The 22,052-nt window shown below is 65.2% G+C and carries 17 protein-coding genes and 3 pseudogenes; 14 read left to right on the top strand and 6 right to left on the bottom strand.

The window, feature by feature from the left end:
- Positions 1-3,440, top strand: a 3,440-nt coding sequence (locus RHBS_RS09845) for a multifunctional oxoglutarate decarboxylase/oxoglutarate dehydrogenase thiamine pyrophosphate-binding subunit/dihydrolipoyllysine-residue succinyltransferase subunit (protein ID WP_128645472.1), incomplete at its 5' end; no start/stop codon positions are given.
- A gap of 157 nt (positions 3,441-3,597) precedes the next feature.
- Here the strand turns inward: RHBS_RS09845 and RHBS_RS09840 are convergent.
- Complete coding sequence (locus RHBS_RS09840; RefSeq protein ID WP_121873232.1) at positions 3,598-4,257, bottom strand: TetR/AcrR family transcriptional regulator; 660 nt, start codon at positions 4,255-4,257, stop codon at positions 3,598-3,600.
- Between the two features lie 69 nt (positions 4,258-4,326).
- On the opposite strand from RHBS_RS09840, the gene RHBS_RS09835 reads away from it, so the two are divergent.
- The 3 genes and pseudogenes from RHBS_RS09835 to RHBS_RS09825 all read left to right on the top strand — a co-directional run.
- The gene (locus tag RHBS_RS09835; protein WP_121873233.1) at positions 4,327-5,898 is read left to right on the top strand and encodes an NAD(P)/FAD-dependent oxidoreductase; all 1,572 of its coding nucleotides are present in this window, start codon (positions 4,327-4,329) and stop codon (positions 5,896-5,898) included.
- Positions 5,895-6,726 (top strand): annotated as a pseudogene (locus tag RHBS_RS09830) (SDR family NAD(P)-dependent oxidoreductase). Before RHBS_RS09835 ends, RHBS_RS09830 begins: the two are co-directional and overlap by 4 nt.
- Before the next feature lie 13 nt (positions 6,727-6,739).
- Positions 6,740-7,623 (top strand): annotated as a pseudogene (locus RHBS_RS09825) (alpha/beta hydrolase); the annotation flags it as partial.
- Positions 7,624-7,649: 26 nt separating this feature from the next.
- On the opposite strand, the gene RHBS_RS09820 reads toward RHBS_RS09825, so the two are convergent.
- Positions 7,650-8,540 carry a glycine betaine ABC transporter substrate-binding protein gene (locus tag RHBS_RS09820; protein ID WP_121873236.1) on the bottom strand — a complete coding sequence of 297 codons (891 nt, stop codon included), beginning with the start codon at positions 8,538-8,540 and terminating at the stop codon, positions 7,650-7,652.
- A gap of 208 nt (positions 8,541-8,748) precedes the next feature.
- Between RHBS_RS09820 and RHBS_RS09815 the strand changes: the two genes are divergently transcribed.
- The 4 genes from RHBS_RS09815 to RHBS_RS09800 are packed head-to-tail and all read left to right on the top strand — an operon-like array spanning position 8,749 to position 12,225.
- Positions 8,749-9,723 carry an ABC transporter substrate-binding protein gene (locus RHBS_RS09815; protein ID WP_121873237.1) on the top strand — a complete coding sequence of 325 codons (975 nt, stop codon included), beginning with the start codon at positions 8,749-8,751 and terminating at the stop codon, positions 9,721-9,723.
- Complete coding sequence (locus RHBS_RS09810) at positions 9,723-10,874, top strand: ABC transporter ATP-binding protein (protein ID WP_121873238.1); 1,152 nt, start codon at positions 9,723-9,725, stop codon at positions 10,872-10,874. Before RHBS_RS09815 ends, RHBS_RS09810 begins: the two co-directional genes overlap by 1 nt.
- Positions 10,871-11,536 (top strand): ABC transporter permease, encoded by a 666-nt coding sequence (locus RHBS_RS09805; RefSeq protein WP_121873239.1) that lies wholly within the window; start codon positions 10,871-10,873, stop codon positions 11,534-11,536. Before RHBS_RS09810 ends, RHBS_RS09805 begins: the two co-directional genes overlap by 4 nt.
- Entirely contained in the window at positions 11,533-12,225 is a 693-nt protein-coding gene (locus RHBS_RS09800; RefSeq protein WP_121873240.1) for an ABC transporter permease, read from the top strand. Before RHBS_RS09805 ends, RHBS_RS09800 begins: the two co-directional genes overlap by 4 nt.
- 78 nt (positions 12,226-12,303) lie before the next feature.
- On the opposite strand, the gene RHBS_RS09795 is transcribed toward RHBS_RS09800, so the two are convergent.
- The 3 genes from RHBS_RS09795 to RHBS_RS09780 all read right to left on the bottom strand — a co-directional run bounded on the left by RHBS_RS09795 (position 12,304) and on the right by RHBS_RS09780 (position 15,484).
- Entirely contained in the window at positions 12,304-13,509 is a 1,206-nt protein-coding gene (locus RHBS_RS09795) for an NADP-dependent malic enzyme (RefSeq protein WP_187298432.1), read from the bottom strand.
- Between the two features lie 527 nt (positions 13,510-14,036).
- Positions 14,037-14,651, bottom strand: a complete 615-nt coding sequence (locus RHBS_RS09785) for a MarC family protein (RefSeq protein WP_121873242.1) — start codon at positions 14,649-14,651, stop codon at positions 14,037-14,039.
- On the bottom strand, positions 14,648-15,484 hold the full coding sequence (locus RHBS_RS09780) for a PHP domain-containing protein (protein WP_121873243.1): 837 nt from the start codon (positions 15,482-15,484) through the stop codon (positions 14,648-14,650). The genes RHBS_RS09785 and RHBS_RS09780 overlap by 4 nt, the downstream gene beginning before the upstream one ends.
- A 57-nt stretch (positions 15,485-15,541) precedes the next feature.
- Between RHBS_RS09780 and RHBS_RS09775 the strand changes: the two genes are divergently transcribed.
- Both RHBS_RS09775 and RHBS_RS09770 read left to right on the top strand, forming a co-directional pair.
- Positions 15,542-16,630 carry a magnesium and cobalt transport protein CorA gene (locus RHBS_RS09775; RefSeq protein WP_183130510.1) on the top strand — a complete coding sequence of 363 codons (1,089 nt, stop codon included), beginning with the start codon at positions 15,542-15,544 and terminating at the stop codon, positions 16,628-16,630.
- A 140-nt stretch (positions 16,631-16,770) separates the two neighbouring features.
- Positions 16,771-17,733, top strand: coding sequence for a lipase (locus RHBS_RS09770; protein WP_121873574.1), 963 nt, complete (start codon positions 16,771-16,773; stop codon positions 17,731-17,733).
- Positions 17,734-17,740: 7 nt separating this feature from the next.
- Here RHBS_RS09770 and RHBS_RS09765 read toward each other — a convergent pair whose 3' ends face one another.
- Entirely contained in the window at positions 17,741-18,334 is a 594-nt protein-coding gene (locus tag RHBS_RS09765; RefSeq protein ID WP_121873245.1) for a suppressor of fused domain protein, read from the bottom strand.
- A 70-nt stretch (positions 18,335-18,404) separates the two neighbouring features.
- On the opposite strand from RHBS_RS09765, the pseudogene RHBS_RS09760 reads away from it, so the two are divergent.
- The 4 genes and pseudogenes from RHBS_RS09760 to RHBS_RS09745 all read left to right on the top strand — a co-directional run bounded on the left by RHBS_RS09760 (position 18,405) and on the right by RHBS_RS09745 (position 22,025).
- Positions 18,405-19,120, top strand: a pseudogene (locus tag RHBS_RS09760) (metallophosphoesterase).
- Complete coding sequence (locus RHBS_RS09755) at positions 19,110-19,970, top strand: chromosome partitioning protein ParB (protein WP_121873246.1); 861 nt, start codon at positions 19,110-19,112, stop codon at positions 19,968-19,970. Before RHBS_RS09760 ends, RHBS_RS09755 begins: the two are co-directional and overlap by 11 nt.
- Positions 19,971-20,111: 141 nt before the next feature.
- Complete coding sequence (locus RHBS_RS09750) at positions 20,112-21,578, top strand: MFS transporter (protein ID WP_121873247.1); 1,467 nt, start codon at positions 20,112-20,114, stop codon at positions 21,576-21,578.
- A gap of 162 nt (positions 21,579-21,740) precedes the next feature.
- A complete protein-coding gene (locus RHBS_RS09745) occupies positions 21,741-22,025 on the top strand; it encodes a hypothetical protein (protein WP_121873248.1) in 285 nt (94 codons plus the stop codon).
- Positions 22,026-22,052 lie beyond the last annotated feature (27 nt).

Here is a 22,052-nt window from a genome sequence, read left to right as displayed (position 1 = left end):
AGAAGGCAGCACCGGCCAAGTCCGCTCCCGCAAAGCCCGCCGCAGCCGAGTTCGGTGAAGAGTCGAGCAAGATTCTGCGCGGCGCTGCTGCCGCGGTGGCGAAGAACATGTCCGCCTCGTTGCAGATTCCGACCGCGACCAGTGTGCGTGCGATCCCGGCCAAGCTCATGGTCGACAACCGCCTCGTGATCAACAACCATCTCGCTCGCACCCGCGGCGGCAAGATCTCGTTCACACACCTGCTCGGCTATGCCATCGTGCAGGCCGTCAAGGCGTTCCCGAACATGAACCGCCACTTCGCCGAGGTCGACGGCAAGCCGAACGCCGTCACTCCGGCAGCGATCAACCTCGGTCTCGCGATCGACCTGCCCGGCAAGGACGGCAACCGTTCCCTCGTCGTTGCTGCCATCAAGAACACGCAGGACTTCACGTTCACGCAGTTCTACAACGCGTACGAGGACATCGTGCGTCGCGCTCGCGACGGCAAGCTCACCGGTGAGGACTTCCAGGGCGTCACCATCTCGCTGACCAACCCGGGTGGAATCGGAACCGTGCACTCGGTGCCGCGTCTGATGAACGGCCAGGGAGCCATCATCGGTGCAGGTGCCATGGAATACCCGGCGGAGTTCCAGGGAGCCAGCGACGAGCGTCTCGCCGAGTTCGGCGTCGGCAAGCTCATGACGCTGACCTCGACGTACGACCACCGCATCATTCAGGGTGCGGAGTCGGGCGACTTCCTCAAGACGATCCACAACCTGCTGATCAGCGACGAGTTCTACGACGAGCTGTTCCACTCGCTGAAGATCCCCTACGAGCCCATTCGCTGGCGCAAGGATTTGCCCGAGGGCACGGTCGACAAGAACACCCGCGTGCTCGAGCTCATCGCGGCGTACCGCAACCGCGGTCACCTGATGGCCGACACCGATCCGTTGCAGTTCACCAAGGACAAGTTCCGGATGCACCCGGACCTCGACGTGATCAGCCACGACCTCACGCTGTGGGATCTCGACCGCGAATTCAAGGTCGGCGGATTCCACGGCAAGGACAAGATGAAGCTGCGGGACGTGCTCAGCGTTCTGCGCGACTCGTACTGCCGCCACGTGGGCGTCGAGTACACCCACATCCTCGAGACCGAGCAGGTCACCTGGTTGCAGGAGCGCGTCGAGGCCAAGCACGTCAAACCGACTGTGGCGCAACAGAAGTACATCCTCAGCAAGCTCAACGCAGCCGAGGCGTTCGAGACGTTCCTGCAGACCAAGTACGTCGGGCAGAAGCGCTTCTCGCTCGAAGGTGCCGAGTCGGTCATCCCGATGATGGATTCGGTCATCGACCAGAGCGCCGAGTACGCCCTCGACGAGGTCGTCATCGGCATGCCCCACCGTGGACGGCTCAACGTGCTCGCCAACATCGTCGGCAAGCCGTACTCGAAGATCTTCACCGAGTTCGAGGGCAACATGAACCCGGCCGCCGCACACGGCTCCGGCGACGTGAAGTACCACCTCGGTGCCGAGGGCACGTACATCCAGATGTTCGGCGAGAACGACATCAAGGTCTCGCTCACCGCGAACCCGTCGCACCTCGAAGCCGTCGACCCCGTTCTCGAAGGCCTCGTCCGTGCCAAGCAGGACCTGCTGGACAAGGGCACCGGCCAGGGCGGTTACTCCGTTCTGCCGCTGATGCTGCACGGAGACGCGGCATTCGCAGGCCAGGGCGTCGTCGCCGAGACGCTGAACCTGTCCGATCTGCGGGGCTACCGCACCGGCGGCACCGTGCACATCGTCGTCAACAACCAGGTCGGCTTCACCACCTCACCGGAGTTCTCGCGTTCGTCCGAGTACTGCACCGATGTGGCGAAGATGATTGCCGCACCGATCTTCCACGTCAACGGCGACGACCCCGAGGCGTGTGCCTGGGTGGCTCAGCTGGCGGTGGACTTCCGTCAGAAGTTCCACAAGGACGTCGTCATCGACATGATCTGCTACCGCCGTCGCGGCCACAACGAGGGCGACGACCCCTCGATGACGCAGCCGGCGATGTACGACGTGATCGACACCAAGCGCAGCGTCCGCAAGAGCTACACCGAATCGCTCATCGGCCGTGGAGACATCTCGCTCAAGGAAGCCGAGGACGCGCTCCGCGACTACCAGGGTCAGCTCGAACGCGTCTTCAACGAGGTACGCGAACTCGAGAAGTACACCCCGGAGCCCAGCGAATCGGTCGAACTCGACCAGCAGTTGCCTGCCAAGCTCACCACGGCCGTCGACAAGGCCGTGCTGCACCGTATCGGCGATGCGCACCTCGACGTTCCCGACGGCTTCAACGTGCACCCGCGCGTCAAGCCGGTGCTCGAGAAGCGTCGCGAGATGGCACACGAGGGCAAGGTCGACTGGGCATTCGGCGAGCTGTTGGCGCTCGGATCATTGGTCGACGAGGGGCGCAACATCCGCTTCTCCGGCCAGGACACCCGCCGCGGCACGTTCACCCAGCGTCACTCGGTGATCATCGACCGCAAGACCGGTGCCGAGTACACGCCGCTGCAGAACATCGGCAGCGACAACCCCGGCAAGTTCATGGTCTACGACTCCGCGCTCAGCGAGTTCGCAGCCGTCGGCTTCGAGTACGGCTACTCCGTGGGCAACCCGGACGCACTGGTGATGTGGGAAGCGCAGTTCGGCGACTTCGTCAACGGCGCACAGTCCATCATCGACGAGTTCATCTCGTCCGGTGAAGCCAAGTGGGGTCAGCTCTCCGACGTCGTGCTGCTGCTGCCGCACGGCCACGAAGGCCAGGGTCCCGACCACACGTCCGGACGCATCGAACGCTTCCTGACGCTGTGCGCCGAAGGCTCGATGACCGTCGCACTCCCCTCGACCCCCGCGAACTACTTCCACCTGCTGCGCAGGCACGCGCGTGACGGTATCCGTCGCCCGCTGATCGTCTTCACCCCGAAGTCGATGCTGCGCAACAAGGCAGCAGTGAGCAACATCGAGGACTTCACCGACGGCAAGTTCCACTCGGTGTTCGACGAGCCCACCTATGACACCGGCACCGGAGACCGCAATGCGGTCAAGCGCGTGCTGATGGTCAGCGGCAAGCTCTACTACGAACTGCTCGCTCGCAAGCAGAAGGACAACCGCGACGACGTCGCGATCGTTCGCGTCGAGCAGCTCTACCCCGTGCCGGTCCGTCGCATCAGGGAAGCCCTCGAGAGCTACCCGAACGCCACCGAGTTCCGTTGGGTTCAGGAAGAGCCTGCGAACCAGGGTGCCTGGCCGTTCTTCGGTCTCGCACTGCCCGAGCTCATGCCCGAGAAGCTGGTCGGCATCAAGCGCATCTCGCGTCGCGCAATGTCCGCCCCGTCATCGGGATCGAGCAAGGTGCACGCCGTCGAGCAGCTCGAAATCATCGACGAGGCCTTCAACGCAGTCGGCGAAGGCTAGACAAGTAGTTCGATAGCGACAGCGGCCCACTCCCTCGGGGATGGGCCGCTGTTGTCGTTTCTGGGCTCACCCGTTCCGCCCCCGCCAGGTTCGGATCAATGTGAGATTCAGTCATTCAGAGTGCAACAAAGGGACATTGATCCCAACGGGGGCGGGATCAGGCGTCCGCGTCGGTATCGGGGTTCGTTCCCAGGAGTGCGGTGATCATTCCCGGCGCCAGGGCGACAGCGGGGAGGGCGTTGACGTTGAGGTCGATCAGTTCGTCGCGGCCCAGCTCCGGCGCGGTGAGCCAGTTGATGGTCGTTTCCTCGACGAATGCGATCCAGCCGCGGACGGCCAACACGATGGTGGGGGTGACCTCGATGTCGATTCCCCCGAGTTGCGCCAGCGTTCGGTCGGCCATGGCGGAACGGGTGTCCTCGAACACCGCGCGCATCTGCGGGTCGCCGCTGGGGGTGCCGCGCAGGAGGGAGACGTACATCTGCCGCTTGTCGGTGACGTAATCGACGTAGTTCGCGATGGAATCGCGCAGAATCTCGTACGGTGGCAGCGAAGGATCGGGTGCGGTGCGTTCTAGCATGACGCGCGAGGATTCACGCACGATTTCGAGGTGAAACTCCTGCTTGGAGGCGAAGTAGTGGAACAGAAGGCCTCGGGAGACACCTGCTTGGTCTGCGATGTCCTCGACGGAGATCTGTTCGAGGGGGCGGTCGGCGAGCATCTCGGTGCCGAGCTCGATCAGTTGCGCTCGTCGTTGCTGCGGACTGAGTCTGGTCCTCTTCGTGGTCGATGCGGCGGGGCTGTTCACGAACGCCATGCAACCACCCTACTGAATGTTAGTCAATAACTATTGACTCACACTCAATAAGCTTCTACGCTCCCCTACATGAGTCTTCCCGTAACAGATACTTCGGACCGTGCAACGACGCCGCGTCACGTCGATACGCTGATCATCGGCAGCGGATTCGCCGGCCTCGGCGCCGCGATCAAGCTGACGAAAGCAGGCAAGAAGGACTTCGTCGTGCTCGAACGCGGCCACGACGTCGGCGGCACCTGGCGCGACAACACCTACCCCGGTGCCGCCTGCGACGTGCCGTCGCACCTGTACTCCTACTCGTTCGCGCTGAACCCGGACTGGACGCGCTCGTTCTCCACGCAGCCCGAGATCCAGAAGTACATCGCCGGGGTGGCGCGTAAGTACGGCGTCATGGACAAGCACGTGTTCGGTACGGATGTGACCTCGGCTCGCTGGAACGCCGAGACGAGCCGCTGGGACGTCGAGACCACCACCGGCAACTACACCGCCAAGATCGTCGTCTCGGCCGTCGGCGCGCTGTGTGAGCCGAACCTGCCCGACATCAAGGGAATTCACGACTTCAAGGGCGACGTCTTCCACTCGGCTCAGTGGAATCACGACGTCTCGCTCGCCGGCAAGCGCGTCGCCGTCATCGGTACCGGCGCGTCGGCGATCCAAATCGTGCCCGCCATCGCGGGCCAGGTGGAACACCTGGACGTGTACCAGCGCACCGCGCCGTGGATCCTTCCCCGCGCCGACCGTCCGTACACCAAGCTCGAGCGCTTCGCCTTCAAGCACGTTCCCGGATTCCAGCGCCTCTCACGTAGCGGCATCTATGCGATGCGCGAGACCCAGGTCGTCGGACTGGCCAAGGCTCCGGCCTTCATGAAGCCGCTGCAGTGGGCGTCGGAGAACCACCTGCGCACCCAGATCAAGGACAAGGCCCTGCGCGCCAAGGTCACCCCGAACTTCCGCATCGGCTGCAAGCGCATGCTGATCTCGAACGCGTACTACCCGGCGTTGGCCAAGAGCAACGTCGACCTCGTCACCGACGGCATCGCCGAGGTCCGCGAGGGCTCCATCGTCACCAAGGACGGCACCGAACGCCCGATCGATGCGCTCGTCGTCGCCACCGGCTTCCACGTCACCGACTCCCCCGCGTACCACGGCATCACCGGCAAGGACGGCCGCACACTGGCCGAAACCTTCGAGGACGGCGGACAGCAGGGTTACAAGGGTGCGGCGGTCGCGAACTTCCCCAACATGTTCTTCCTGGTGGGCCCCAACACCGGCCTGGGCCACACCTCGATGGTGTTCATGATCGAGTCGCAGATCAACTACCTGGTCGACGCGTTGAACACCATCGACAAGCACGACATCGGCACCATCGAGGTGCGCAAGGACGTCCAGGACGAGTACAACGTGACGCTGCAGGACCAGCTCGCCAAGAGCGTCTGGATGAACGGCGGGTGCGCCAGCTGGTACCTCGACAAGCACGGCAACAACACGACGCTGTGGCCGGGCTTCACCTTCGAGTTCCGCAGAATCACCAGGAACTTCGATCTCGATGCGTACCGTAGCGTCGCTACCGCAGACCTGCCCTCCGGATCGTCGGCGAACAACTCCGCCGGCAACAACACAGACAAGGTGTCCGCACGATGAGCACATTCACAGGCAAGGTGGCCGTCGTCACCGGCGCGGGCTCGGGAATCGGCCGCGCGTTGGCCCTCGAGCTGGCCGGACGCGGAGCGAAGTTGGCACTGTCCGACGTCGACACCGCCGGACTCGACGAGACCGTTCGACGGGTCGAGGCGCTGGGTGCCGAGGTCAAATCGGATTTCTTGGATGTCTCCCAGCGCGAGACCGTGCTGGACTACGCCGAGGCCGTCGTCGCGCATTTCGGCAAGGTCAACCAGATCTACAACAACGCAGGCATCGCGTACCACGGTGACGTCGAGAAGTCATCGTTCAAGGACATCGAGCGCATCGTCGACGTCGATTTCTGGGGAGTCGTCAACGGCACCAAGCATTTCTGCCGCACATCCAGGCCTCCGGCGACGGCCACATCATCAACATCTCCAGCCTCTTCGGCTTGCTGGCCATGCCGTCGCAGTCCGCGTACAACGCCGCGAAGTTCGCCGTCCGAGGGTTCAGCGAATCGCTGCGCATGGAGATGCTGATCTCGAAGGCACCGGTGAAGGTGACCGTGGTGCACCCCGGTGGCATCAAGACCGCCATCGCCCGCAACGCCACCGTCGCCGAGAACTTCGACCAGGCCGACGTTGCGAAATTCTTCGACGCCAAGCTGGCCAAGACCACCCCGATCGACGCGGCCAAGACCATCCTCAAGGGCGTCGAGAAGGGCAAGGGCCGGGTACTGATCGGGTCCGACGCCATCGCGCTCGATCTGCTGCAGCGCATCACCGGTTCGCGGTACCAGGCTTGGTCGCCATGGTGTCCAAGCGGGCGATGCCACGCACGAAGAAGTAGAAGGGGACCGTCGGTGAAGTCGTTCTACATTCCGCTGCCGATCGTCGCGGCCGCGTTGAAGCCGTTCTATCGCGTCGCGCTGAATTCGCGCTTCTCGTTTCGCACGCAGCGGCTGATCCTCGAAGCCGGGGCTCCGCTGCAGACGCTCCCCCACGGAACCGTCGCGCAGAAGTTGACGCTCGCCGGGCGTCGAGCAGAGCGCATCACCGTCGGGGCGACCGAACGTGACACCGCGATTCTGTACCTGCACGGCGGCGCGTACACGATCGGTTCGATCAACACGCATCGGTCACTGGCCGCGCATCTGGCCCGGGAATCGGCCAGCGCCGTCTACGTGCTCGACTACCGGTTGGCCCCGGAGAATCCGTACCCGGCAGGTCTGGACGACGCCGTGGCGGCGTTCCGCGAGCTGGTCCGACTGCACGGATTCACTGCGGACCGCATCGCCATTGCAGGCGATTCCGCAGGTGGAGGGTTGACGGTTGCCACCGCCCGGCGTCTGGTGGACGACGGCACCAGCCCGGCCGCCCTCGGCCTGATCTCGCCGTGGGTCGATCCCGGAGCGCGCGACGCCGCGAAGGACCGCGATCTCGTGGTCAACACCGGCTGGTCGTACAGCTCGGCCGACGCCTATCTGGCGCGGGCGATCCACTGGACCAGGGCTTTGCTCCACTGTTGGGAAACCTGGACGGATTGCCCCCGGTCGTCATGCACGTCGGCACCGACGAGGTGTTGTACGCGCAGATCACCGCGTTCGCGGACAAGCTGCGACTGTCCGGCGTGGAGCTCGAACACGTGGAATACAAGAAGCTCTGGCACGTGGCCCATCTACAGGCGTCGATCCTGCGGGAGGCGGCTCAGGCCGTCCAGCACATGGCTCGTACCTGGGGCGCAAGGTCAGGGCAACGCAGACGGGCACAGCGTCACAGGTTGCGCTCACCGAGCCAGCGGCCGGCGACCTCGCCTGACGGAACGCCGTTGCGGACCTCGCCGATCATGTCGGCGAGGTCCGCAGTCGTCAGCTCCCCCGCCACCACCGAGAACGACCTCAGAGCACTCTCGTCGAGCACTCCGTTGGCGTAGAGCGGAACCACGTTCTGCGCCGGATACACATGGTCGTCGTCGGGCAGCGTGGTCAGATCCTTCGCCAACGGGCCGAACGACGCGGTGCGAATCGCCAGTACGTCGACCTCCCCGGCGTTCAAGCCGTCGACGGCGGACTGCGCATCGGCATACGGGGTGACATCGGTGAAGGACGCCCCCGTGAACGTGGAGCTCCTCGTGCCTTCCACAAGGACGTCCATCGGATCGACCTGGCCGTCCACGATTCCCACGGTTCTTTCCTCACGCCCCAGGAACTCGGTCACCGTCTCGTCGCCCGATTCACTGCCCGACGCCTCCGCGATGGCAAGTCGATCCTCGGCGGTGGCGTAATCCCCCACCGACAGACCGGCCGGCAGTGATCGGTTCAGTTCTGTGTAGACGTCCTCGGCCTCGGTTGCCGCGGACAGAGTGTCGAAGGTGCGCAGCAGCTCTCCGGTCAGGTCGGGAACCATCGTCACCTCCCCGCGGTCCAGCGCCGCGAGGTAGTCGGCCCGATCGCCCATGTCTTCCTCGACCGAGACGTTCGCTCCCGTCGACCGCAGTCCCCCGGCGTAGATCTGCGCGAGCAGACGCGAAAGATCCGAGCTGCCTGCTCCGACGACGACGGGCGCGGCAGCCGGGTCGGCCGACGTGCCCGCACTGCATCCGCCGACCAGTCCGGCGATCGACATCACCAGGGCCGCTGCCAGAACCGACGATCGCACTGTCATTTTCTCCTGTTCACCGCCCGGATGGTTTACCGATCTCGGCCGCGGGGCACTAGTGCGAACGAGACGGTAGTCGAACCAACCTTATGGGCACGCTGAATTCGACTACCATCCGAGCAGCCCGAGTCCTGGTTCCTTCGATGCCCCCGCAGCGCGAGTGGGGTCGAGAAGGAGATGGGTAGGACTGTGCCCGAACCGATGGAAGGACACCATGACCACCTCCCGAATCACGCGCGCGTTCTCCGCTCCGAGGGCAGTGGCAGCCGTTGCCGCACTCGCTCTCTCGGTCACCGCTCTGACCGCCTGCGGCGGAAATTCGGACCCACTGTCCAGCGGTGGCGGCGAGAGCAACAGCGACACCAACTCCATCATCATCGGCTCGGCCAACTTCCCCGAGTCCGAGACCGTGGCGAACATCTACGCCGAGGCCCTGCGCGCCAACGGTTTCGAGGTGAGCACCAAGCTCAACATCGGCAGCCGCGAGGCCTACATTCCCGCAGTGCGAGACGGGTCGATCGACCTGATCCCCGACTACACCGGAAACCTGCTGCAGTACTTGGACGAATCCGCGACCGCCACGTCCTCCGAGGACGTCCTGGCTGCGTTGCCCGCCGCACTGGGCGACGACCTCACCGTGACAGCGCAGGCACCGGGCGAGGACAAGGACGCCGTCGTCGTCACTCGCCAGACCGCCACCGAGCGCAACCTCACCACCATCGGCGATCTCGCCCCGTTCTCCTCCGAGGTGACGTTCGCCGGTACGCCGGAGTTCCAGGAGCGCGTCGGCGGTCTGCCCGGTCTGCGAGACAAGTACGGCCTGGACATCTCGCCCGGCAACTACATCCCGATCTCCGACGGCGGCGGCCCGGCCACGGTGGAGGCGCTCGTCTCCGGGCAGGTCGTCGCGGCCGACATCTTCACCACCGCACCTTCGATCGCACAGAACGATCTCGTCGTCCTCGAGGACCCGGAGAACAACTTTGCGGCCCAGAACATCATTCCGGTGCTGCGCACGTCCAAGCAGTCCGACAAGCTCACTCAGGTGCTCGACGCCGTCTCGGCACAGATCACCACCGAAGAGTTGATCGCGCTGAACACGCGAGTCTCCGGTGACGAGAAGGTCGAACCCGCGGCAGCAGCAGCGGATTGGGTAGCGGACAAGGGTCTGGATCAGCCGGTCAGCTGATGATCACCTTCGAGCACGTCAACAAGACGTACCCCGACAACACCACCGCGGTCGACTCTCTGGACCTGGTGATCGAGCCCCACTCGTTCACCGTGTTCGTGGGGCCGTCCGGCTGCGGCAAGACCACGTCGATGCGGATGATCAATCGCATGATCACGCCCACCTCGGGCGTGATCACGGTCGACGGTCGCAACATCGCGGACACCGACGCGGTGAAGCTGCGCCGCGGTATCGGCTACGTCATTCAGAGTGCCGGGTTGTTGCCGCACCGCACCGTCGTCGACAACGTCGCCACGGTGCCGGTACTGAACGGCGAATCGCGTCGCGCTGCACGCAAGGCTGCGCTCGACGTCCTCGAGCGCGTCGGCCTGGACCCGGCATTCGCCTCGCGCTACCCGGCGCAACTGTCCGGCGGGCAGCAACAGCGGGTGGGTGTGGCCCGGGCGCTGGCCGCCGACCCGCCGATCCTGTTGATGGACGAGCCCTTCAGTGCGGTGGACCCGGTGGTTCGTGAAGAACTGCAGATCGAGATGCTGCGATTGCAGGCCGATCTGAAGAAGACGATCGTCTTCGTCACCCACGACATCGACGAGGCCGTCCGGCTCGGCGATCGCATCGCGGTCTTCGGACCACAGGGCCGACTGCAGCAGTACGACAAGCCGGAGACCGTACTCGCCGCACCGGCAACGTCGTTCGTGGCGTCGTTCGTCGGCCGCGATCGCGGCTACCGCGGGCTGTCGTTCAGGTCGGCGCAGGCGGTAACCATGCACCCGATCCACACGGCGACGCAGGACGAGATCCACGGCCTCCGACTGGACCAGGGGCAGTGGGTTCTCGTCGTCGACGAGCAGCGCCGTCCGCTCGGGTGGATCGACGCGACCGGAGTCGAGAAGGTGCGCGACGGCCGGAGCATCGACGAGAGCACGGCGGCGGGTGGCTCGCTGTTCCTCGAGGGCGGCGATCTGCGTCAGGCACTCGACGCGGCGATCTCCTCGCCGTCGGGAATCGGTGTCGCGGTCGATGCGTCCGGGGCGGCCGTGGGTAGCGTCGACGGTGCGGAGATCCTCGAACACTTGGCTGCGCAACGTAAGTCGGAGGACTCCGAGCGCAACCGGCACCACTTCCTCTCCAGCGGGGACTCCGACCAGTGACCTGGCTGTTGGACAACTTCGATGTGGTTCTCGGCTACACCAAGACGCACCTGTATCTCTCGCTCGTCCCGCTGTTCGTCGGGTTGCTCATCGCCATCCCGCTGGGCACCGTCATTCGCAACACTCGCTGGGTTCGTCGAATCACGTTGACGGTGGCCAGTATTGCGTTCACGCTTCCCTCGCTCGCCCTGTTCGTCACCATCCCCGCAGTGGTCGGTCTACCGGTACTCGATCCGTTGAACGTGGTGATCGCCCTGTCGGTGTACTCGACCGCGCTGCTGGTGCGCGCGGTTCCCGAGGCTCTCGACTCGGTGCCGTTCGCCGTGGTCGATTCCGCCGAGGCGATGGGCTACTCGTCGCAGCGGCGAGCGCTGACCGTCGAACTGCCACTGGCGCTTCCGGTACTGATCGCGAACATCAGAGTCGTGGCAGTCACGAACATCTCGCTGGTCTCGGTGGGATCGGTGATCGGCATCGGCGGCCTCGGCCAGCTGTTCACCCAGGGCTACCAGCGTGACTATCCCGACCAGATCTTCGCGGGCATCATCTCGATCGTGTTCCTTGCGTTGATCTTCGACGCGGCCCTGTTCCTGCTGGGCCGTCGACTCACTCCGTGGACGCGGCTGAGCACGGGCTCGTCGAAGAAGAAGGCACGCGCATGAATCTCTTCACCGAGGCGTTCTCGTACATTCTCGACGGCGGAAACTGGGCCGGGCCAACGGGAATCGGCGCACGACTGATCGAACACATGTGGTACAGCCTGCTGGCAGTGCTGCTCTCGGCTGCAGTCGCGGTTCCCGTCGGTCTGCTCATCGGTCACCTGCGCCGCGGCGAGGCCTTCATCGTCGGACTCGTCAACGCGCTCCGGTCGCTGCCGACCCTCGGCATCCTCGTGTTCCTGGTTCTGGTGATCGGATTGGGTCTCGTCCCCCCGATCATCGCACTGGTGCTGCTGGGCATTCCTCCGCTGTTGGCCGGCACGTACTCCGGCATCGCCAACGTCGACGCCAACGTCGTCGACGCCGCCCGCGCCATGGGGATGACCGAAACCCAAGTGCTGTTTCGGGTCGAGATCCCCAACGCGCTACCTTTGATCCTCGGCGGACTCCGCAACACCACCCTGCAGATCATCGCCACCGCGACCATCGCGGCCTACGTCAACCTCGGTGGGCTCGGCCGCTACATCTTCGACGGGCTCGCGCTCTACGACTACGGCCGCGTTCTCGTCGGCGCGATCCTGGTGGCTCTGCTGACCCTGATCGTCGACGGCCTTCTCGCCCTCGCGGTGTGGACGTCCGTTCCGGGAACCGGTCGTCTGCGGCGGATGCCGACCGGACTCGCGAAAGTCTGACTCGTCCCACGACGAAAGACACCGGCGAACCGCAGGCCCGGGTGGGGCCGGGTTCGCCGGTGTCTTCTTTCCGTTTTCCTACGCGACGCCCTCGGCTCGCGCTGCTGCCGCAACTGCGTCCGCAACGGCCGGGGCGACACGAGGATCGAGTGGGCTGGGCACGATCTTGTCCGCAGCCAACTCGTCGCCGAGAACCGAGAGGATTGCCTCGGCAGCGGCGAGCTTCATGCCTTCGGTGATGCGGCGGGCACCTGCGTCGAGCGCGCCCTTGAACACACCGGGGAAGGCGAGAACATTGTTGATCTGGTTCGGGAAGTCGCTGCGTCCGGTCGCGACGATGGCGGCGTACTTCCTCGCCACCTCCGGATGGATCTCCGGATCCGGATTGGACAGCGCGAACACGATGGAGTCCGGGGCCATCGACGCGATGTAGCTCTCGTCGACCTTGCCCGCGGACAGACCGAGGAACACATCGGCTCCGGCCAGAGCGTCGGCCGCTCCACCAGCGAGTGCCCGGGGGTTGGTGCGCGCAGCGAGATCGGTCTTGACGCTGGTCAGATCCAGGCGATCGGAAGAGACGATCCCCTTCGAGTCCAACACCACCACGTCCCGGATGCCGGCAAGGAGAAGCATGTTCGCGCACGCCACACCAGCTGCCCCGGCTCCGGAGATGACGACCTTCAGTTCGGAGGTGGTGCGGCCCTGAACCTTCGCGGCCCCGTTGAGCGCGGCGAGGACGACGATGGCGGTGCCGTGCTGGTCGTCGTGCATGACCGGGCATTCGAGCGCCTCGATGACGCGGCGTTCGATCTCGAAACAGCGCGGCGCCGAGATGTCCTCGAGATTGACCGCACCGAAGCTGTGCCGCATCCGCACGATCGTCTCGACGATCTCGTCGACGTCGTTGGTGTCGAGCACGATCGGGATGGAGTCGAGGCCGGCGAACTTCTTGAACAGTGCCGCCTTGCCCTCCATCACCGGCAGGGAGGCACGCGGGCCGATGTCGCCCAGGCCGAGCACTGCTGAACCGTCGGAGATGACGGCGACGAGGCGATCGGTCCAGGTGTAGCGCTTGGCCAGCGAGGCATCGGCGGCGATGGCGCGGCTGACCTGCGCCACTCCGGGGGTGTAGGCGATCGAGAGATCGCGCTGCGTGTCGAGTGGCGCTGCCAACTCGACCGACAGCTTGCCGCCGAGATGCCCGGCGAAGATCTCCTCGTCGGTGATCGCCGCCTGCCCTGCCGGTGCGGTGTGTGTTGCTGCGGTGTCTTCGACTGCCGTCACGGTGAAAGCTCCTCGCACTGTCGACCTCGACCAGCAAGGCGACGAAATGTCAACGAAGTGAGTGGTGGAAATGAGGGCCGTCGGAGTGCGCCAGTGCTGGCTGCAAACTGCCGAGAGCGTGTCTCGCATGTGAGGCGGGTGCGCCTGCACGATCAGCGATGGGCTGTAGCCCTGTCGGTGCTCCAGTGTGCCATATCGCCGCCCCACCTGACCACAGAGTCAGGAACCACCGGCACTGATTCTCACTGCCACCATTGTGTCCACAGGACGAGGCCGGTGGCGACGAAGACAACGATCGCCCCGAGAACTGCCGAGAATCCGCGACGGTGATCGGTGATGCGCTGAGCGATCACGGCAACGACCGCCGCGACGATGTGCGCGGCGACCGAGAGACCGCCGGGACCGGGGGAAGCCGCGGGAGTGGCCCAGATACTGCGTGACGGCGACGCCGATGGCGAGCACCACCAGCCCCGCGGTGACGATGCCGCTGAGCCCGCGCAGCAACCGGAGTCCGAACGACGCCCCGGTCATCCGCCGGCCACGAATCCGCGAACCGAATCCGCGATCAACTGCACCGCGATGGCGGCGAGCAACAGACCGGCGATACGTGCCAACAGCGAGATACCGCCCTCGCCGAGGAGCCGGATCAGCGCCGTCGAGAATCGCAGCACCAGGAAGAACAGAACGTGAATAGTGATGATGCCCAACGCAATTGCAAGAAAGGAACCGGCGTCACCGTCGGCCTGGCTGACGTAGACGATCACCGCGGCGATGGCACCGGGGCCGGCCATGAGCGGAGTCCCGAGCGGCACGAGTGCCACGTTGACGTCCTCCGCGGCGGTGTCGCCGCCCGCCCCCTTTCCGGTGAGCAGCGACAGTGCGATGAGCAGCAACAGCAACCCACCTGCGCCCTGCAGTGCCGGAATGCCGATGTGCAGGTAGCTCAGGATCGCCTGGCCGCCGATCGCGAACACCGAGATGACGGTCAGGGAGACCGCGGGGGCCTGCCACGCCGCCTTGTTGCGTGCTTCTTTGCTCTTGCGGCCCACCAACGACAGGAACACCGGGATCGCGCCCGGCGGGTCCATGATGACGAACAGGGTGATCAACACCGTCAGGTAGAGCGTCACGTCGAATGTCATGGCCGTGCCGCCGCAACCAGACGGTCGTATTGCTCTGGGGCAGTAATGTATTCGCCCAGCTTCACCGTCTTGTTGGTGCCGTGGTAATCCGAGGATCCCGTGACGATCAGGTCCAGTTCCGCGGCGAGATCGGCCATCACCGCGGTGTCCTCCGGCGAATGATCCATGTGATGAACCTCCACCCCACCGAGCCCCAACGGCACCAGCTCTCGAACCTGATCCAGGTCGAGTATTCGGCCGCGAGCACGGGCGCGGGCATGCGCGAGCACGCTCACCCCGCCTGCTGCGGCGATCATCTGCACCGCGGCCTCGAGAGGGGTGTCGACCTTCTCTACGTAGTACTTGCCGCTCGTCGCCAACGGACCGGCGAACGCGGCGTTCATGTCCGAGACGTACCCGGCGTCGATCAGTGCGCGACCCAGATGGGGTCGCCCGGCCGCGGCACCGGCCGAGGCAAGCACTGCGTCGGGGTCGATGGGCAGACCGTCCGCCGCCATCTTCTCGGCGATGGCACGCAATCGAGTGACCCGCTCACCGCGCAACCGAGCGCGCTCGTTCGCGAACGCCTCGTTCGCGGGGTCGAACAGATACGCGAGCAGGTGCACGGGAACCGGTTCGCCGTCCTCGCCTCGCCCTGTGCAGGAGAGTTCCATGCCGCGCACGAGCGTGAGACCGGACGGCAGCGCGGAGGCCGCTTCGTCCCACCCCGACGTGGTGTCGTGGTCCGTCAGAGCCACCACCGACAGTCCCGCCTCTGCTGCGGCGCGGACCAGCTCGGCGGGGCTGTCGGTGCCGTCGGACGCCGTCGAGTGGGTGTGGAGATCGATGAGCACCTGCACAGTGTTCCAGGCCCACTCTCTCGTCGTTTTGCTGGCGTACGATTGCCCGCCATGCCGTCCCTTCCACCACGCCCGTCGCTGCCGTCACTGCATCGACGATCGGCCAAGGTCGGTCCCGAGCCGACACCGCGAATTCCGGTGCCCACGGCCCGCGCGATCGTCGACTGCGCGGTCTACGTCGACGGCGCTCGACTACCCGGCAGATTCACCCACACCTCGGCCATCGCGGAGGTGCGGGCCCGCGGTCAAGGATTCGTGTGGGTCGGTCTGCACGCACCCGACGACCAACAGATGAGCGCGATCGCCCAGTGTTACGGCCTGCACGAGCTGATGGTCGAGGACACCGTGCACGCCCATCAGCGGCCCAAGCTCGAGCGCTACGACGACGTCGCGTTCCTGGTACTGCGGACGGTGAAGTACGTCGAGCACGAGTCGGTGACGACCGCCAACGAGATCGTCGAGAGCGGCGAGATCATGGTGATGGTCGGCCGTGACTTCGTCATCACCGTCCGGCACGGGGAGCATTCGGGGTTGGCAGGCGTGCGTCAGCGCCTCGAAGCGAACCCCGAACAGCTCGCACTCGGTCCGTCGGCGGTGCTGCACGCCGTGGCCGACCACGTCGTCGACGAGTACCTCGCAGTGACCGACTCGATCGAGCGAGACGTCGACGGCATGGAGGAGGAGGTCTTCTCGCCGCACCACCACGTACCCATCGAGAACATCTACCTCCTCAAGCGGGAGGTCGTCGAGCTTCGCCGGTCGGTGACACCACTGTCGACGCCGTTGGCGCGGCTGGTGCAGGAGCCGAGCGTCCCCAAGGCGGTGCGACGCTACCTGCGCGACGTACAGGACCATCACACGACGGTCGCCGAACGCATCTCCGAGTACGACGAGGTGCTCAGCTCACTGGTCGACGCCGCGCTGGCGCGCGTGACGATGCAGCAGAACCTCGACATGCGCAAGATCTCGTCGTGGGTGGCGATCGCCGCCGTGCCGACGATGGTCGCGGGCATCTACGGGATGAACTTCGACAACATGCCCGAGTTGCACTGGACGTACGGCTACCACCTGGTGGTCGCGGTCGTGTTGTGCGTGTGCATCGGACTGTGGCGAACGTTCCACAAGAACGACTGGCTCTAGGAGCCGCACCCTCGATTGGACGATGTCCAATCGTTTCGGGTGGTCGTTGGTGATTGCCCCGACTGCCATCGTGTGACGAGCCCACCCGTTCGTGCCGGATGAGACTGCAGAAGCCCTGCATTGTCGTCCGGAAGGGATCGATGAAAATCCGCTCACTGGTGCTGGCGTCGGCCGTCGCCGTGCTGTCCACGTTGGTACCGGGAACCGCATCGGCAGGATCGAACCTCGATCCGGGTCCCGTGCTGACCGTCGATCTCGCCGCCCTCGACCACGCCCTCACATGCACAACCGACCTGCACGACGCCACCCGCGATCCGGTCCTGCTCGCCCCGGCCTTCGCCACCGATCAGCAGTCCTTCGGCTGGAACTATCTGCAGTCACTGCCCGCCGCAGGGATACCGGTGTGCAGCCTCTCCCTCCCCGACGAGGGGTACGGCGACCTGCAGATCGCCGCCCAGTACGTGGTTCATGCGCTCCGCACCATGGCCGCCGACAGCGGTCGCCAGGTCGTCATGATGGGTCACCAGCACGGTCCACTGGACGAGCTGTGGGCATTGACGTTCTGGCCGGATCTGCCCGCGCTGGTGTCGGATGTCATCTCGCTCGCCACCCCGTACAACGGCACCGATTCGGCACGCTCGGGATGCGACGACTCGCAGGAGTGCCCGCCCGCGAACTGGCAGATCGCCACCGGATCGAAGTTCCTCACCGCGCTGGCGGCGCGTCCGTTGCCGGACGGGCCGAGCTACACCTCGATCTACACGAAGTTCGACCAATTGATCTATCCGCAACCGCACGCCAGCAGCCTCGCCGGAGCGGCCAACATCGCCGTACAGGACGTCTGTCCGCTCCGGCCCGTCGAACACTTCTCGATTCTCGGTGACAACGTCGCCTTTCATCTCGTCCTCGACGCGCTCGATCACGACGGACCTGCTGTACGCGAACGCATTTCGAATGACCTGTGTTTCACAACCACCATGCCGAACTTGCGCTACGACGCGCGTGCGGCGATCACCGGACTGAAGTATCTGGCCCAGGTACCTCGGCACCTGATCGACGATTCCGTCACCGCCGAACCGGAATTGGCGTCCTACGCGCAGTGAGTGGGCGTCAGAGACTGGCCGCGGACCGATTCGGATCGCGCACGTCGATCCCGGCCTCGGCCCAGGCCTCACGCAGGGCGGCAGCACCGCGCAACCGCACCCATGCGGCCTCGGTACCGGTCAACGGCACGGCAGCCAGAAAGCGAACCGGATCGTAGGGCTCGGGCAGCGTCAGAGTGGCGATGTCGCTGTCGCCGAGCAGCACCGCGGTGAACGGCGCGTTGGTCCACAGCGGCTCGCCCAGATCGAGCAGCGCATCCTCGACGAGCACGACGCCCTCCACCGCGGGAGAGGCAGCGAGCACGGCCAGGGACTTGTGCACGCCCGACGCCACGCCTGCCCCACCGCGAAGAGTGAGCACCAGTTCTGCTCGGGGGCCGCGCGAGGGATCGGCGACGAGTTCGTTGGGATCGGCCATGGGGTGACGAGAACAGCCGAGACTGACGTACCGGACCACGTCGGAGTCCGCGCCGAATCTCAGCACGTCCAGCGACTCGAGGCCGAGGAACGTCACCGACGCCGACGACGGACTCTCGTCGCCGATCTCGGTCACCAGATGTGCGCGTACCGCTGCAATGACACTGTCGCTCACCTGACCCATCCAACACCACCGATGCCCGAGAAGTCCGTTCGGAGGTACCACCGCACCCGAGGTGGGTACCGTCGTACCCGTGGTCTCCGTTCTCGCAGTTGCCGACGAAACGATCGAATCTCTGTGGAGTCCGCAGGTGAAGTCGCTCGGAGTCGACCTGATTCTCGGCGCGGGAGACCTCCCGTTCGACTACCTCGAGTACCTCACCGACGCGTTGAACGCACCCTGTGTCTTCGTGCCGGGCAATCACGACGCGGACCTCACCGGATACTCGGCCGGGCGCGCAGGTGGATGCGCGCCGGACTGCCCGCAACCTGGCCCGGACCGGTCGGTGCCGTCAACGTCGACCGTCGCATCGTGTCCGCGGCAGGATTGCGGATCGCCGGTCTCGGCGGATCCATCCGCTACAACGGTGGTCCCAATCAGTGGACCCAACGGCAGCAGCGACGGCGATCACGCACCCTGACCCGGACGTTCGCATGGCATCGCAACGTGCGCAAGGATCTTCGGCCCGTCGACATCCTGCTCACCCACAGTCCACCGCTCGGCGTCGGCGACGACACCGACCCCGCGCACATCGGCTTCGATTGCCTCGACGAGGTGACGCGTCGACTCTCCCCACAGTTGTTGTTGCACGGCCATATTCATCCGCACGGTCACACCCCGGACGATCTGACCCTGCACGGCGCGACGGTGATCAACACCGTCGGATACACCCTCCTCGAGATCGAACCGGGCGGCGAGAGACCGGATTTCGAGACACCGAAGATCGTGAGGCGCAGACATGGCACGTGACACCGGATTTCCGGCCGCCGATGCGGAGAACGACTTCACCCGCCAGCGCCGACGCGCCGACGTCGCACGTCTGGTGGGGTGGCTGCGTCGTCAACCCGACGACGTCAACACCATCCTGCCGTTCGACGAGGTGGTCGCCGCCCTCGGCAAGGTGGGCGAGCGGCACCTCGGCCTGCAGGTCATTCGCGTCGACACCATCGTCGGAAGCGTCGATCGCACGCGCGATTTCGACCGCTTCTTCCGTCCGACGTCGGCGCGCATCCGCGAACGCTGGCAGCGACTCGCGGCCGCCCAACGCCGCGGCGAGGCGATGCCGCCGATTCAGGTCTATCGCATCGGCGGAATGCACTTCGTCGTCGACGGCCATCACCGAGTGTCCATCGCCTTCGCGATGCACCGGACGTCGATCGACGCCGTCGTCACCGAGATCATCACGCGCATCTCCCCCGAGGGCATCACCCGACGCGGCGACCTGCTGATCAAGGATCACCGGCGCATCTTCCTCAGTCGTGTCCCGTTGGTGGGCAAGGCACGCGAGGCCGTTCAGGTGACCGATCCGTTCGATTACGCCCAGCTGAGCGAATCGGTGGAGGCGTGGGGCTTCCGGTTGATGCAGGAGGTCGGGGAATTCGTCGACCGCGGTACCGTCGCGCGGCGTTGGTTCGGTGAGGAATACCTACCGGTGGTGCGCATGGTGCGCGCAGCGGAGATCCTCGAGGACCGCACCGACGCGGAGGCGTACCTGTGGATGAGCCGGGAGCGCTACCGCCTGGTGCGCGAACACGTCTGGAACGACGAGATCGTCAGCGAACTCCGTCAGAAAGCTCTGGGAAAGCCCAGTAGGCCGTAGTAGAGCCTGCGTCGATGCCCTGCCGTGGTGGCGGCCCCGCTCACTTCCCTGGTACACCTATCTCCGATAGTTACTTAGATGCGTTCATCATTTTGTTTTTCGTTCCACCGCATAGTCGATACGTAACGAGGTAGTTCGTTCATGTCCTCCCGCCGCATACTGCTGCCCGGACTCTGTTTCATCGTCATGACTCTCGCCGTTCTGCAAACGATGGTGGTCCCCATCGTTTCGACCATCGGCACCCAACTCGGGGTCAGCACCACCGCCGCCGGATGGGTACTGACGGCCAATCTCCTCGCGGCGGTGATCGCCACCCCGGTCATCGGTAGGCTCGCCGACCTGCACGGTAAGCGTCCGGTGCTGATCGGTGTGCTCACCGTCGTCCTCGCCGGATCTCTGCTCGCAGCGCTGACCCACTCGTTGCTGTGGCTGATCGTCGGCCGGGTCCTGCAGGGCGTGTCCTATGCACTGTTCCCCATCGCCCTTGCCGTCCTCCGTGACGAGATGCCTCCTCGTAAGCTCGTCGGCTCGATGGCCGTCCTGTCCGGCACACTGGGCGTCGGCGGCGGATTCGGACTGGTGTTGACCGGGCTGCTGACGGCCAACGGTGCCGACTACCACCGCGTGTTCTGGCTCACTGTTGCGTTCGTCGTTGTCGCGCTCGCGATTGCCTGGTTCGGCGTACCGGCGCGCCCGAGAACAAGTGGCGGCACCGTCGACTGGTGGGGAGCTGCACTGCTCGCGGTGACTCTGCTTCTGCTGTTCCTCGCCCTGACCCAGGGCCGCACCTGGGGGTGGGGTTCGGTTGCCACCATCGGCTGCGCGGTCGTCGGTGTAGTCGCGGGGGCCATCTGGTGGAACTTCGAGAAACGCGCCGACGAGCCACTCGTCGCACCCCGCATGCTCACCCACGGACCGTTGCTCGCCACCAACGTCGCCACCCTGTTCGTCGGTATCGGGATGTTCGTCAATTTCCTCGCCTGCTCGTACTTCGTACAGACACCACGAGCTGTGGCCGGCTACGGCTTCACCGCGAATGTTCTCGAGGCGAGCGTCGTCTATCTGCTGCCCGGCGCAGCGGTCGGAGTAGTCGCGGCCGTCGTCAGTGGCCGCCTCATCCGGGCGTTCGGGCCGCGCCGAGTACTGATCGCAGGAGCCGTGATCGGGTTGTTCGGATTCGTCTTCGTCGCACTCGCCCACGATCACACCTGGCAGCTGATCACCGCAGGCATCGTCATCAACATGTTCGTCAGTCTCGCATTCGCTGCCCTGCCGAACCTGCTCATGGCCGAGGTCAGCGCAGCGGACACCGGGGTGGCGAACAGCGTCAACTCGATCGTCCGGACAGTCGGTACCTCGATTGCGAGCGCCACCCTGTCCACCGTCCTCGCCATGTTCACCATCGACGGAACGGCAGTCGCCCGCGAAATCGTCTACACCGCAGCCTTCTTCGCAGGCGCCCTGGCATGCGCGGTCGTCGTCCTCGCAGCCCTCGCCATCAAGAGCACCACGCCGGAGCGGGAATCGACCGTCGTGGCCGAATCCGAGTCGGCCGTCCCGCGGGGGACCCCGGCTGGGAGCACTGCCAGCCCTTCGACAACAACCTGACAACACCGGTACCGATCCGACCAGGACCGACACCTCGAAACCGCTGGTAGCAACCTTTGGCAGAACGCTCGTAATCTCCTGGGAGGTAGCGCTTTCCCCTTACGCGCACCGATCCACCGGACCTAACGTCGTGCAGGTAGGAACCACGACGAAAGGGAACACATGAACACCCGAAAGATTCTCACCCGCGCAGCAGTGACCGGGGCTCTGGTGGCCATTCCTCTGGTAGCAGTCACCGGTACCGCGTCGGCCGATCCGCTGTGGACGGACCGGGGCGACAACCACACCCGGTACGACGACAACCGAAACGACCGGCAGAACCAGTTCGAGCTCCCCGAGCTGTTCCCACAGGCACCGGCACCGCAGCTGCAGAACCCGGCACCGAACGTGGTCCCGTTCGACTTCTTCCAGGGCTACCAGTTACCGACCACCGGTTCCGCGTTCTGAGTGCTGCGCAGTGGTGTGGCTGAGTGC

Source organism: Rhodococcus sp. BS-15 (assembly GCF_000813105.1).
In the GTDB taxonomy this organism is placed as follows: domain Bacteria; phylum Actinomycetota; class Actinomycetes; order Mycobacteriales; family Mycobacteriaceae; genus Rhodococcoides.
Note: the sequence above shows the minus strand (reverse complement) of the source record. Positions and strands in the feature narration are given on the sequence as shown.